The 12672-nt window shown below is 64.3% G+C and carries 18 protein-coding genes; 11 read left to right on the top strand and 7 right to left on the bottom strand.

The features are described 5' to 3' along the window. Positions 1-20 precede the first annotated feature (20 nt). A complete protein-coding gene (locus tag N7333_RS05355; protein ID WP_003243848.1) occupies positions 21-464 on the bottom strand; it encodes a hypothetical protein in 444 nt (147 codons plus the stop codon). A gap of 152 nt (positions 465-616) precedes the next feature. On the opposite strand from N7333_RS05355, the gene fnr reads away from it, so the two are divergent. From fnr to N7333_RS05335, 4 genes are all read left to right on the top strand, one after another. Continuing rightward, entirely contained in the window at positions 617-1351 is a 735-nt protein-coding gene (gene fnr / locus N7333_RS05350) for a fumarate/nitrate reduction transcriptional regulator Fnr (protein WP_003243847.1), read from the top strand. A gap of 44 nt (positions 1352-1395) precedes the next feature. After that, positions 1396-1944, top strand: coding sequence for an adenine phosphoribosyltransferase (locus tag N7333_RS05345; protein ID WP_012018866.1), 549 nt, complete (start codon positions 1396-1398; stop codon positions 1942-1944). A 93-nt stretch (positions 1945-2037) separates the two neighbouring features. Next, positions 2038-2856 carry an ion transporter gene (locus tag N7333_RS05340; RefSeq protein WP_003243844.1) on the top strand — a complete coding sequence of 273 codons (819 nt, stop codon included), beginning with the start codon at positions 2038-2040 and terminating at the stop codon, positions 2854-2856. Between the two features lie 224 nt (positions 2857-3080). Next, positions 3081-3917, top strand: coding sequence for a metal-dependent hydrolase (locus tag N7333_RS05335; protein WP_129483388.1), 837 nt, complete (start codon positions 3081-3083; stop codon positions 3915-3917). Between the two features lie 111 nt (positions 3918-4028). Here the strand turns inward: N7333_RS05335 and N7333_RS05330 are convergent, their stop codons facing one another. After that, on the bottom strand, positions 4029-4736 hold the full coding sequence (locus N7333_RS05330) for a TetR family transcriptional regulator (protein ID WP_129483387.1): 708 nt from the start codon (positions 4734-4736) through the stop codon (positions 4029-4031). 116 nt (positions 4737-4852) lie between these two features. Here N7333_RS05330 and N7333_RS05325 point away from each other — a divergent pair, with 116 nt between their 5' ends. From N7333_RS05325 to N7333_RS05315, 3 genes are all read left to right on the top strand, one after another. Next, the gene (locus N7333_RS05325; protein WP_129483386.1) at positions 4853-6406 is read left to right on the top strand and encodes an NAD(P)/FAD-dependent oxidoreductase; all 1554 of its coding nucleotides are present in this window, start codon (positions 4853-4855) and stop codon (positions 6404-6406) included. Continuing rightward, entirely contained in the window at positions 6403-7290 is an 888-nt protein-coding gene (locus tag N7333_RS05320) for an SDR family NAD(P)-dependent oxidoreductase (protein ID WP_129483385.1), read from the top strand. Before N7333_RS05325 ends, N7333_RS05320 begins: the two co-directional genes overlap by 4 nt. Positions 7291-7489: 199 nt before the next feature. Continuing rightward, positions 7490-7738 carry a hypothetical protein gene (locus N7333_RS05315; RefSeq protein ID WP_003243836.1) on the top strand — a complete coding sequence of 83 codons (249 nt, stop codon included), beginning with the start codon at positions 7490-7492 and terminating at the stop codon, positions 7736-7738. 138 nt (positions 7739-7876) lie between these two features. On the opposite strand, the gene N7333_RS05310 is transcribed toward N7333_RS05315, so the two are convergent. From N7333_RS05310 to N7333_RS05300, 3 genes are read right to left on the bottom strand one after another with little or no spacing between them, the layout of a single operon-like run. Next, complete coding sequence (locus N7333_RS05310) at positions 7877-8092, bottom strand: DUF3820 family protein (protein ID WP_003243834.1); 216 nt, start codon at positions 8090-8092, stop codon at positions 7877-7879. A gap of 46 nt (positions 8093-8138) precedes the next feature. Continuing rightward, on the bottom strand, positions 8139-8732 hold the full coding sequence (locus tag N7333_RS05305; RefSeq protein WP_129483384.1) for a 2-hydroxychromene-2-carboxylate isomerase: 594 nt from the start codon (positions 8730-8732) through the stop codon (positions 8139-8141). 43 nt (positions 8733-8775) lie between these two features. Next, on the bottom strand, positions 8776-9507 hold the full coding sequence (locus N7333_RS05300; protein WP_129483383.1) for an SDR family oxidoreductase: 732 nt from the start codon (positions 9505-9507) through the stop codon (positions 8776-8778). Positions 9508-9597: 90 nt separating this feature from the next. Between N7333_RS05300 and N7333_RS05295 the strand changes: the two genes are divergently transcribed. From N7333_RS05295 to N7333_RS05280, 4 genes are all read left to right on the top strand, one after another. Continuing rightward, positions 9598-10164, top strand: coding sequence for a TetR/AcrR family transcriptional regulator (locus N7333_RS05295; RefSeq protein WP_012018874.1), 567 nt, complete (start codon positions 9598-9600; stop codon positions 10162-10164). Between the two features lie 48 nt (positions 10165-10212). Continuing rightward, positions 10213-10863: a DUF480 domain-containing protein gene (locus tag N7333_RS05290; protein WP_012018875.1), complete on the top strand. Its 651-nt coding sequence runs from the start codon at positions 10213-10215 to the stop codon at positions 10861-10863. Positions 10864-10895: 32 nt separating this feature from the next. Beyond that, the gene (locus N7333_RS05285; RefSeq protein ID WP_252576779.1) at positions 10896-11210 is read left to right on the top strand and encodes an I78 family peptidase inhibitor; all 315 of its coding nucleotides are present in this window, start codon (positions 10896-10898) and stop codon (positions 11208-11210) included. A gap of 96 nt (positions 11211-11306) precedes the next feature. Continuing rightward, positions 11307-11759 (top strand): MarR family transcriptional regulator, encoded by a 453-nt coding sequence (locus N7333_RS05280; protein ID WP_003243825.1) that lies wholly within the window; start codon positions 11307-11309, stop codon positions 11757-11759. Positions 11760-11889: 130 nt separating this feature from the next. Here the strand turns inward: N7333_RS05280 and N7333_RS05275 are convergent, their stop codons facing one another. Together N7333_RS05275 and N7333_RS05270 are read right to left on the bottom strand one after the other, a co-directional pair. Further along, a complete protein-coding gene (locus N7333_RS05275; RefSeq protein WP_252576778.1) occupies positions 11890-12438 on the bottom strand; it encodes a histidine phosphatase family protein in 549 nt (182 codons plus the stop codon). An 8-nt stretch (positions 12439-12446) separates the two neighbouring features. Then, complete coding sequence (locus N7333_RS05270; RefSeq protein ID WP_129483380.1) at positions 12447-12638, bottom strand: PLDc N-terminal domain-containing protein; 192 nt, start codon at positions 12636-12638, stop codon at positions 12447-12449. Between the last annotated feature and the right edge of the window lie 34 nt (positions 12639-12672).

The following is a 12672-nucleotide window of genomic DNA, read 5'->3' as shown; positions in this document are numbered from 1 at the left end:
GCCGATGCCTACGGGCGTCTTCAGGACATCGCCAGCGAGGCCGCCGTTTGCATCTGCTCCGGGCTGAGGCCGTTCTCGCGCATCAGCTTGACCAGATTGGCATTGGCCGAGGCCAGAGCGCCGTTGAGCGAGGCCAGCTCGGTCTGCAGCGACTCCAGCTGCAGGCGCCTGGCTTCAGGGTCGAGACTCTGGTCGCGCATCACCGCGTCGATCTGCGCCTGCTTCTCGGCGATCTGGGCCCTGAGTTCGCGGATCATCTTGAGCAGATCCTTGATCGCCTTGGGCAGGTCGCTGTCGTCGATGTCACGGTTGCGCTCGGCCTTCTCCGCCATGCTCTTGCCCAGTTCGGAAAGGCTCACCCGCAATCCCTCGCGGACTTCCTCCGGGCTGCGCTCGGCTGCGGTGTTTTGTCGCTGCATGGCCTGGACGAGATTGCCCAGTGGCCCGCCTGAGTCGATACGCATCGCTTAGCTCCCTGCTTTGGACCATGGCTCTCCTCTTGATCGGCCGGCGCCGGTCCGACTTGAGGATTCGGTCAGGCTTTTATACGACTGGCCCCTACCCGCCCCCTGGGTTAACCTTACGAGCATTGCGTGTTTAACCGGGAAGCCCAACGATGTCCGAGAGCATCAAAATGCGTGCGCAGCATCAAGCCCATTGCAAGGACTGCAGCCTGTCTGCCCTATGCCTGCCCATTTCGCTGAACATGGAGGACATGGACGCGCTGGACGAAATCGTCAAGCGCGGCCGCCCGCTGAAGAAGGGCGAGTTCCTGTTCCGCCAGGGCGATGCCTTCGGTTCCGTGTTCGCCGTGCGTTCCGGTGCGCTGAAGACCTTCAGCCTGAGCGATGGCGGCGAGGAGCAGATCACCGGCTTCCACCTGCCCAGCGAGCTGGTCGGCCTGTCCGGGGTCGACGGCGAGCGCTACCCGGTCTCGGCCCAGGCCCTGGAAACCACCTCGGTCTGCGAGATTCCCTTCGAGCGCCTCGACGACCTGGCCCTGCAGCTGCCGCAGCTGCGCCGCCAGCTGATGCGCATCATGAGCCGCGAGATCCGCGATGATCAGCAGATGATGCTGTTGCTGTCGAAGAAGACCGCCGACGAGCGCATCGCCACCTTCCTGGTTAACCTGTCCGCGCGCTTCCGCGCCCGCGGCTTCTCCGCCAACCAGTTCCGCCTGGCCATGTCGCGCAACGAAATTGGTAACTATTTGGGCCTTGCGGTGGAGACGGTGTCTCGCGTATTTACCCGCTTCCAACAGAACAAGCTGCTCGAAGCCGAAGGCAAGGAAGTGCACATTCTCGACCCCATCGAGCTGTGTGCCCTGGCCGGCGGCAACCTCGAGATCTGAGCCCGATCGCCAGCCGCGGGCTCAGCGCATTTCAGGAACCCGCGATGATTTTCGACGAATTCAGCATCAAGACCCTGATCCGCCCGGTACCGGACTTCCCCAAGCCGGGCGTGGTCTTCCGCGACATCACCCCGCTGTTCCAATCACCGCGTGCGCTGCGCATGGTCGCCGACAGTTTCATCCAGCGTTACGTGGAGGCCGAGTTCAGCCATATCGGCGCGATGGACGCGCGCGGTTTCCTGATCGGCTCGATCATCGCCTACGAACTGAACAAGCCGCTGATCCTCTTCCGCAAGCAGGGCAAGCTGCCGGCGGATGTTCTCAGCGAGAGCTACCAGACCGAATACGGCGAAGCCTTTCTCGAAGTGCACAGCGACAGCCTGTGCGAGGGCGACTCGGTACTGATCTTCGATGACCTGATCGCTACCGGCGGCACCCTGATCGCCGCGGCCAACCTGGTACGGCGCATGCGCGCCAGCGTATTCGAGGCCGCCGCGATCATCGACCTGCCGGAGCTGGGTGGCTCGCAGAAGCTGCAGGACGCGGCGATTCCCACCTTCACCCTGACTGCCTTCGCCCTCGACGACCGCTAGACACAGGCCGCTGATGGCCCCGCGCCCCGCAGGCCCGACGGGCCGCTGCAGCGGATTTCCCCGGCCAACGACTCGATTCCCACCGATACCGCCATGCACGAACTCGAATTGAACCAATCCCCCTCCGACTGGCGCCAGCGCCTGGGACAGCTGATGGACGGCACCGCCGTACAGCGCCTGGTCACCCTGCTGATCGTCGTCAACGCGGCCATTCTCGGCATGCAGACCTCGCCATCGATCATGGCCGACTGGGGCCGGCCGCTGCTGATCCTCGACAGCCTGATCCTCGCCTGCTTCGTCATCGAGCTGGCGCTGCGCTTCACCGCGCGCGGCATCGGTCTGCTGCGCGATCCCTGGGCGGTGTTCGACTGCCTGGTGGTGGGCATCGCCCTGGTACCGGCCAGCGGTCCCTTCGCCGTACTGCGCGCCCTGCGCGTACTGCGGGTGCTGCGCCTGGTGTCGATCAACCCGAGCATGCGCAAGGTGGTGCAGGCGCTGCTCGCCTCGCTGCCGGGCATGGGCAGCATCGTCATGCTGATGGGGCTGGTGTTCTATGTGGCCGCGGTGATGGCCACCCAGCTGTTCGGCCAGAGCTTCCCCGAGTGGTTCGGCAGCATCGGCGCCAGCCTCTACACCCTGTTCCAGGTGATGACCCTGGAAAGCTGGTCGATGGGCATCGTCCGCCCGGTGATGGAGCAGCACCCGCTGGCCTGGATGTTCTTCGTGCCCTACATCCTCATCGCCACCTTCATGATGCTCAACCTGTTCATCGCCGTGATCGTCAACGCCATGCAGAGCACCCACGAGCCCAGCACCGAGGAGCTGGCGGCAGCTGCCCGCGAGCAGGCGATCCTCGACGAACTGCGCGCGCTGCGCAGCGAAGTGGCAGAGCTGCGGCGCAACGCTCCCTGACCCCGCCTTCTGTCGAGATGGCGGGCCATGCCCGCCGTTTCGCCTCGGGCGATTGCCCGACACACCCGCCTTAAGTTGGCGGCGCCCGCCGCCGCCACGTCCGATAGTTACATCGTTCAATGACACAGTTGGTCCGTTGAGGCTAACCGCCTGCAACCCCGATGTTGTCAACCAGAGCCGCACAACAATCGGGAGCACCGACTCCCCAGAAGAGGACTCGAACGATGAATGCAAGCGCTACCCTGCCCCAGCCGAAATCCAGCTTTCCGGTTCGCCGCATGGACTTCAGCTTCGCCGAAACGCCGAAGTACTGGTTCTTCGACGATCCCTTCATGAGCCACTTCATGAACAACCTGTCGTCGCTGTTCCCCTATGGCGAAAAATTCTTCGTCGACAGCGTGCGGGCGGTGCGCGACCAGGTCAGCGAGCCGCAGCTGAAGAAGGACATCAGCGCCTTTATCGGCCAGGAGGCCATGCACTCCAAGGAGCATGCGGCCTATAACGACTATGCCAACGAGCACAATATCGACCTGGAGCGCCTGGAGCTGCGCATCAAGGTACTGCTCGAGTGGACGACCCGCTTCAGCACCAAGAAACAGCGCCTGGCCGCCACCTGCGCGCTGGAGCACTTCACCGCGACCATGGCCGAGCAACTGCTCAAGCGCGAAGACCTCACCACGCAGATGAACGATCCGAAGCTGTACCAGCTGTGGATGTGGCACGCCATCGAGGAGAACGAGCACAAGGCGGTGTGCTACGACGTGTACCAGAAGGTCTATGGCGGCTACTTCACCCGTACGCTGGTGATGCTGCTGACCACCGTGATGTTCCTCGGCGTGATTGGCTGGTTCCAGATTCACTTGCTGCGCAAGGACGGTCAGCTGTTCAACTGGCGCAGCTGGGGCTTCGGTTTGAAGAAACTGTTCGGCCCGCGCAACGGCTTCTTCACCAAGCTGATCGGCCCCTACCTGGACTACTACCGCCCCGGCTTCCACCCCAAGGATCACGATACCGAGAAGCTGGAGAAACGCTGGCGCGAGCGCCTCGGCTTCAGCAGCTGATGTCCCTTCGGGCGGCCTTGGCCGCCCTTTTTCATGGCCCGCAGCCCAGGTCGGGGGCGCCCTACGCACCCGCCTTCGCCGTGCCGCTGCGGATGCGCAGCGCATCCTGCGTCAGCCCAGACGCAGCTGCCCCATGCTCTGCAACATGCTGGCGCCGGTGAACAGCATGACGATCTGCTCCTCGGCCAGCGCACAGATCGCCTCGCGCCGCTGCGGCTGGCCGATGTAGTCCAGCGACTGCTCGAACAGGCTGCGACTGATCAGCCCCGAAACCTGGCGCACCGCCGCCGCGCTGACGATATCCGGCAGCAGCTTGAATTCGACGATGTCCTCGGCCATGTCATCGGCGAAGTCGTCCATCACCTGGCGCAGGGCCTCGCGCAACACGGGCGACGCGCCATGCAGCTCGCGCACCCCGATGATGAACGCCTCCGGATGCTCGGCGACGAAGTCGAAGAACAGCTGCACCGTCTCGTGACACACCCGCCGCCCGCGCCCGAGATCGATACCCAGCAGCTTGGGCAGCAGGGGCCAGTCATCCTTGACCGCGCGCTGCGCGGCCTCGCGGCGCAAATCGCGCAGCGGTTGACGCAGCAGCCGAGTGATCTCGCCGATCACGGTCAGGCCCAAGTCGTCGACATCGCGAAAGTGACGGTAGAAGGTGTTGGGGTTGAGCCCCGCCTCGCGCGCCAGCTCGCGCAGGCCCAGGCTGCTGAGGCTGCGGCTGGTCGAGGTGAGACGTAACGCCGCTTCCATCAGCAGGCGCTTGCCAGGCGCTTCGCTGGCCCTGTCGCGTACCTGCGCATCGTCGTTGTGCATCCTTACCCCTACCTAAAGTTGGTTTGTCGATTCTATGGCTTGCCGCAAAGTATACACATGTCTACCTTGGTATACAGATGTAGACACCAACAAGAACGACAAGCAGGAGTCCGGCCATGAATGCGCCCGTGTCACCCCCTACCGCTGCCCGCCATTGCAAGATCGCCATCCTCGGCAGCGGCTTCTCCGGCCTCGGCATGGCCATCCGCCTCAAGCAGCAGGGCGAGCAGGACTTCCTGCTGTTCGAAAAGGAAGCCGGCGTCGGCGGCACCTGGCGGGTGAACAACTACCCGGGTTGCGGCTGCGACGTGCAATCGCACCTGTACTCCTTTTCCTTCGAGCCCAACCCGAACTGGACGCGGATGTTCGCCAGGCAGCCGGAAATCAAGGCCTACCTGGAAGGCTGCTGGGCGAAGTACCGCTTGCAGGACAAGACCCTGCTGGGCACCGAAGTGGTACAGATGCGCTGGGACGAGCACGCCGAGTTGTGGCACCTGCAGGACCGTGCCGGCAACCAGTACAGCGCGCAATTCGTGGTCTCCGGCATGGGCGCCCTGTCGACACCCTCGATCCCCAAGCTCAAGGGCCTGGAGACCTTCACTGGCGAGGTGTTCCACTCGCAGCAGTGGAATCACGACTATGACCTGAGCGGCAAACGCGTGGCGGTGATCGGCACCGGCGCCTCGGCCATCCAGTTCGTGCCGCAGATTCAGAAGCAGGTGGCGCGGCTCGATCTCTACCAGCGAACCGCGCCGTGGATCATGCCCAAGCCCGATCGCGCCATTGGCGATGGCGAACGCCAGCGCTTCAAGCGCTTTCCGCTGGTGCAGAAACTCTGGCGCGGCGCCCTGTACGGCATCCTGGAAAGCCGGGTGATCGCCTTCGCCTTCGCCCCGCGCCTGCTGCGCATGGCCCAGGGCATCGCCAAGCTGTACATCAAGAAGCAGATCAAGGACCCGGTGCTGCGCGCCAAGGTCACCCCGGACTACACCATGGGCTGCAAGCGGGTGCTGATCTCCAATGACTACTACCCGGCGCTGACCCAGGCCAACGTCGAGGTGATCACCGACGGTATCGCCGAAATCCTGCCGGGCGCCGTGCGCACCGCCGACGGCCAGGAGCGCGAAGTGGATGCCATCATCTTCGGCACCGGCTTCACCCCCAGCGACCCGCTGCCGCGCGGCACGGTGTTCGGCCGTGGCGGCGTCGATCTGCTCGACACCTGGCCCGAAGGTCCGGAAGCCTACAAGGGCACCATGACCGCGGGCTTCCCCAACCTGTTCTTCCTCATGGGGCCGAACACCGGCCTGGGCCACAACTCCATGGTCTACATGATCGAGTCGCAGATCACCTATGTGCTCGGCGCCCTCAGGCAGCTCGAAGAGGGCCAACTGCAGAGCCTGGAACCCAAGCGCGAGGCGCAGGACGCCTTCAACCGCAAGATCCAGGGCACCCTCGGCAGCACCGTATGGAACGCCGGCGGCTGCATGAGCTGGTATCTGCACCCGGTCAGCGGACGCAACTGTACGGTGTGGCCGGGCTTCACCTGGCGCTTTCGCATGCTGACGCGCAACTTCGATCCGCATGCCTACCACTTCAGCCGCAAGCACGCCGCGCATCCGGCGCAGAGCAATGCCATCACCCTCGCCGCGCAGGAGGTCAGCGCATGAAATCCTTCGAGAACAAGGTTGCCGCCATCACTGGCGCCGGCTCCGGTATCGGCCGCGCCCTCGCCTACCACCTGGCGCGCCAGGGCTGCCACCTGGCGCTGTCCGACGTCAATGTCGAGGGCCTCCAGGAAACCGTCGAGCAGGCCCGCAAGCTCGGCGTCACCGTCAGCGGACAACGCGTCGACGTTGCCGACCGCGCTGCGGTCGAGGCCTGGGCGGAGCAGGTAGTCAGCGAGTTCGCCCGGGTCAACGCCATCTTCAACAATGCCGGCGTGGCTCAGGGCGGCACCGTGGAGGGCAACGACCATGCCGACTACGAGTGGATCATGAACATCAACTTCTGGGGCGTGGTGAACGGCACCAAGGCCTTCCTGCCCTACCTCAAGGCGGCCGGCCAGGGACACGTGATTAACGTCTCCAGCGTGTTCGGCCTGTTCTCCCAGCCGGGCATGAGCGCCTACAACGCCAGCAAGTTCGCCGTACGCGGCTTTACCGAATCGCTGCGCCAGGAACTGGACATGGCCGACTGCGGCGTTTCCGCCAGCTGCGTGCATCCGGGCGGCATCAAGACCAACATCGCCAAGACGGCGCGGGTGAACGACAGCCTGACCAAGGTCACCGGCCAGGAAACCGAGCAGGCGCGCCAGCAGTTCAACGACCAGTTGCTGCGCACCACGCCGGAACAGGCGGCCAAGGTCATCGTAAACGGAGTGCTGGCCAACAAACGGCGCATTCTGATCGGTGCCGATGCCCATGCCCTGGACTGGATGCAGCGCAGCATGCCGGCGCTGTATCAGCGCCTGGTGACCGTCTCGATGCGCCTGGCGGCGCGCTTTGCGCCGAAGCCGAGAAACCTCAACAAGGTGAGTGAGGCTGCCGAGTAGAGGCTCGTCAGCAGCAGACGCAGGGCCGGCCGTTGCCGGCCCTGCGCGTTTGTCGGGCAACGCTCGCGGCCGCGACATCTGGACTAAGGTAGGGGAACAGACGCACCACTCATCCACGCGGCGCCGCTACCGGCTCCCGGCTGGAACCTCGGTGTAGCGTCGACGCCGAGGGCGGCGCCTTGATCCACGAGGTGGCCTCATGAGCGCGCTTACCTGCACCCATCGCGATCACGTCATCCGCGCCAGTGTCATGGAACATCCCGGCCTGCCCACGCCCTGGGCCGGCGGATGCCAGATCACCGACCCCGACGGCAACACCAGCAAACGCCAGACCCTGCCGGTGGATTACGCCTTCATGGATGATCTGCACAAGGCCCAGCACGCGTCCATCGCCCATGGCAAATGGCTGGTGGATCAGAAGCTGGATCACGGCCGCAATTGGCATTGAGGCCAACCCAGACGTAGGGTGCGCCGCGCGCACCGATGGCTTGCAGTGGCTCCTTCTGCAATGTGCAGGGGCGATGCACACGGCGCACCCTACGGGCATCCGGGAGAGTTCGAAGTCTCCCGCGGATTTTCATCCAGGCTACGAACGGTCGCGCAACGGATCGAGCAGCGGCTTGAGGCCGTTGTGGTCGATCTCCTGCATCAGCGCGAGCAGCTGGCCCAGCTCGCCCTTGGGAAAGCCCGTGCGGGCGAACCAGTTGAGGTAATGGCCCGGCAGGTCGGCGATCAGCCGGTCCTTGTACTTGCCGTAGGGCATGCGGCGGGTCACCAGGAGTTTCAGCGCTTCGGGGTTCATCGGTGGCTCGAATGGCGGAAAAAGAACCCCGCCATTGTGCCAGACATCAGTCGCGCAGTGCTTCGCGTACGAACTCCAGGCGATCCTGGCCGAAGAACATCTCGCCATCGACGAAACAGGTCGGTGCGCCGAATACGCCGCGCTTGACCGCCTCTTCGGTGCTCGCCTTGAGCGCGTCCTTGACCTGCTGTTCGGCGATCTGCGCCTGCAACGCCTGGGCGTCGAAGCCGGCCGCCGTCAGCACTTCGGCCACCTTGGCCGGGTCGCCCATGTGAATACCGTCCACCCAGATCGCCCGGAATAGCGCCTGCAAGGCATCGTCGAAGCGCTCCGGCTGATGCAGTTGAACGGCCACCAGCAGGCGCATCAGCGTCAGGGTATTGATGGGGAAATGCGGGTTGAAGCGCATCGGTACGCCGTAGCGCTCGGCGAAGCGTGCCAGGTCGCGCAGCATGTAGCGCCCCTTGGCCGGAATCATCGCCGGCGAGGCGTTGCCGGTAGCCTGGAACACCGCGCCCAGCAGCATCGGCCGATAGACCAATTCAGCCCCGGCGTCGCGACACAGATCAGGTAGCTGGGTATGGGCCAGGTAGGAGGCCGGACTGCCCAGGTCGAAGAAAAACTCCACCGTCTTGCTCATGGCTTTCACTCGCTCGTTATTGTGGTTATGGGTTCAGGGCAGGTTACCAGCGCTCGATCCATGGACGCAGATCCAGCTCGAAGGTCCAGGCGTCGCGCGGCTGAGCGTGCAGGAACCAGTAGCTGTCGGCGATATGCTCGGGATCGAGAATGCCATCCTGATCCTTCCTGGCGTACAGCTCGGGAAAGCTGTCGCGGATGAAGGCGGTATCGATGGCGCCGTCCACCACCACATGGGCGACATGGATATTCAGCGGTCCCAGCTCGCGCGCCATGCTCTGCGCCAGCGCGCGTATGCCGTGCTTGGCGCCGGCAAAGGCGGCGAATCCGGTGGCGCCACGCAGCCCGGCCGTGGCACCGGTGAACAGGATGGTGCCGCGTCTGCGCGCGACCATGCGCTTGGCCACCGCCTGGCTGGTGAGAAAGCCGGCGAAGCAGGCCATTTCCCAAATCTTGAAATACTTGCGCGCGGTTTCTTCGAGAATGCTGCACGGCACGTTGGCGCCGATGTTGAACACCATCACCTCGATGGGGCCGATGTCACGCTCGATGCTTTCGACCAGCTCGGCCACCTGCTCCTCGCGCCGCGCATCGGAGGCAAAACCATGGGCCTCGCCGCCTTCGCTGCGGATGTCCTCCAGCAACGGCTGCAGCTTGTCCAGGCTGCGGCGGGTAACGCAGGCCACATAGCCTTCGCGGGCAAAACGTCGGGCAATGGCGCCACCGGTGGCGTCGCCGGCGCCGATGATCAAGGCGACCTTCTTGTTCTCGCTCATGGCTTTCTCCATTAACTAACGATCGTTAGCTTAACGAACGTTATGCTACGCTTCCGAGCAGGTCAAGCCACCCTCTTCACGGAGCCATTCATGCGTTATTCCGCCGAACACAAGGCCGAAACCCGCGAGCGCCTGCTGGCCAGCAGCGGCGCCATTGCCAAGCAGCAAGGTTTTGCCGTGACCGGTGTGGATGCCCTGATGAAGACCATCGGCCTGACCGGCGCAGCCTTCTACAGCCATTTTCCGAGCAAGGACGCCCTGTTCGCCGAGCTGGTCGAGCGCGAACTGCGCAACAGCCTGGCGCGGCTCGGCGGCGCGCCGGGCGAAGCCGGACGCGACAGGCTGCAACGCTGCCTGGCGGCCTATCTCAGCCTGGCGCATGTCGAGCAGCCCGACAAAGGCTGTGTATTGCCTACCCTGGGTGCGGAAATCGCCCGCGCCGACGAAAGCGTGCGGCAGCGCACCGAGCAACAGATCCTGCAGCTGCAGGAAACCTGGGCCGAGATCATCGGCGATGCACAACTGGCCTGGACCGTTCTCGCGCAATGCCTGGGCAGCCTGCTGCTGGCGCGCATGATGGCCAGTCAGGAATCTCGCCAGCAGGTACTGGCGGCCAGCCTGGACATGCTCGAACACACATTGAAGCCTGTCGGCTGAGCGCGGATGCCGTTACCCTAGGCAGGTTCTTTCTGCCAGGATCGATCCATGTCTCTCGCCCCCTCCCCGCTGGTTGGTGAAACGCCGCTGCATGCCGTCGAGGTACGTATCCTCGGCTGCCTGATCGAGAAGCAGCTGACCACGCCGGAAACCTACCCGCTGACCCTCAATGCCGTGCAACTGGCCTGCAACCAGAAGACCAGCCGCGAACCGCTGATGCAGCTGGAAACCGGTGAGGTCGGCCGTTACCTGCGCAGCCTCGAGGGGCGCAAGCTGGTGCACCTGGTCATGGGCAGCCGCGCCGACCGCTGGGAACAGCGCTGCGACAAGCAGCTGGAACTGGTCAAGCCGCAGACGGTGCTACTGGGCCTGTTGATGCTGCGCGGCCCGCAGACCCTCAACGAACTGCTCACGCGCAGCAACCGCATGCACGACTTCGACGATGTGGACGAGGTCCAGCATCAGCTGGAACGCCTCATCGCTCGTGGGTTGGCCGTGTTGCTGCCGCGCCAGAGCGGGCAGCGCGAGGATCGCTACATGCACCTGCTGGGCGAGCCCGCCGATCTGGAAAGTCTGCTGCTCAGCCGTCCAGCCAGCCGTGGCGACGCCTCGGCACCTAGCGAAGATCGTCTGGTCGAACTGGAGGCGCGTATCGCTGCCCTGGAAGAACGCCTGGCCCGCCTCGAAGGCGCGCAATAATGCAAAAGATCATGGACAAGGAGCCCATAGCGTTGAACCTCAAGACTCGTTTCAGCCTGATTCTCGCCACCGCCCTGCTGGCCGCCGGCTGCAGCAGCACAGCCGAGAAATCCGAACCGGCGGCGAAGCCCGCCGATCCCAGCCAGGGCTGCACATCCGCGGCCGTGGAGCATCTGCAAGGCAAAGTGGCCACGCCCGAGCTGCTTGAACAGGCCCGTCAGCAGGCCGGTGCCAGCACCGCCCGCGTGCTGACCCCAGGCAGCGTGGTGACCCTGGAATACAATGGCCAGCGCCTGAACCTCAACGTCGACGATCAGCGCGTGATCACCCGCGTTTCCTGCGGCTGATCGGGCTTCGGTGCGGGCACTGCCCGCACCATCCTCTGGCGCGATGATCATTAGCGCGCTAGCTTTATGCCCATCGCAACCGCAAAGGCAACCGTCATGACCACTCAAGTACAGCCCTGTGCCGAGCTGATGCTGGACAACCAGCTGTGCTTCGCCCTCTATTCCACCTCGCTGCTGATGACCAAGACCTACAAGCCGCTGCTGCAAGCGCTGGGGCTGACCTATCCGCAGTATCTGGCCATGCTGGTGCTGTGGGAGAACGAAGGGATCACCGTCAGCGAAATCAGCGCGCGCATGCTGACCGACCCAGGCTCGCTCACCCCCCTGCTCAAGCGCCTGGAAAGCGAAGGTCTGTTGCAGCGCCAGCGCAGCAGCCAGGACGAACGGGTCGTTCAACTGCATCTGACCGACAAGGGCCGCGCCCTTCACGAACAGGCCAAGGCCATCCCGGCCTGCATCCTCAAGGCCACCGGCCAGAGCATGGAGCAACTCGGTGAACTGCGCGATGACCTGATCACGCTGCGTAAGCACCTGCAAGACGCTCTCTGACTGTAGGCAACGGAGCCATCGCTACTTATGACGAGCCCTAGTTGGGCTCTAAAGAGGGTGACTGCGCTCCATTGGCTCGTTCAACTTGCGCCAAATGCAGCAGCGCGACCGATCTGCTGATGCACGACCACTATCGAGGCGGCGCGATACGCGCCAGCACCTGCGGCGCCGCGCGCAGCGGCAAAGCCAGGATCAAGCCTTCGCCGGAAGCCGGAAAGATGCGCGTCAGGGCCGTGATATTGACCTGATGAGACACCAGCACCAGTGGTTCTCCGGGCGGCATAAGGTTGATGGTGCGGATCAGTTGCGACGTCTGCTCGCTGCCATTGCCGGGTAGCGCGAAGAAGGAATCCAGTGCCGGCAGCGGTTGTACCGTGCCCAGACCCATCTCCCGCGCGGTATCCAGCGCCCGGCACCAGCGACTGCTGAACAGGCGTGGCCGCCCGATGCCCTGGCTGCGCAACAGCGCGCCCCAGCGCCTTGCCTCTTCACGCCCCTGCTGGCTGAGATTGCGCTGCGTGCTGCAGTTGCCCAGCTGGAAATGGGCGGGATCGCCAGTGCCCGGCGCCGTGGTATGACGCAGGATGAGCAGCGCGCGTCCCTCGCGCAACGCCTGCCAAGCCTGCTCCTCCTGCTCTGCCGCCAGGGCCCAGAGCGGGGCCAGCAGCAGCGCCAGCAGGCACAGGATCAGACTCGGACGTTGCCGCGCGGCCCCATCAGCGCCCAAATGATCAGGCCCAGCACCGGCAGCAGCACGATCAGCAGAATCCAGAGAATCTTGATGCCGATTTCGGCGTTGCTTTTCACCACGTTGATGATGGCCCAGATGTCCAGAGCCAGAATGACCAGGCCGATCAGCCCGTTGAGGGTGGAACCCATGAGGATGCTCCTGCGTAAGGGGTGGTATGCGTAG

The sequence above is a fragment of the Pseudomonas sp. GD04158 genome (genome assembly GCF_029834875.1).
Lineage (GTDB): Bacteria > Pseudomonadota > Gammaproteobacteria > Pseudomonadales > Pseudomonadaceae > Aquipseudomonas > Aquipseudomonas hydrolytica.
This window is presented reverse-complemented; position numbering and strand designations above follow the sequence as displayed.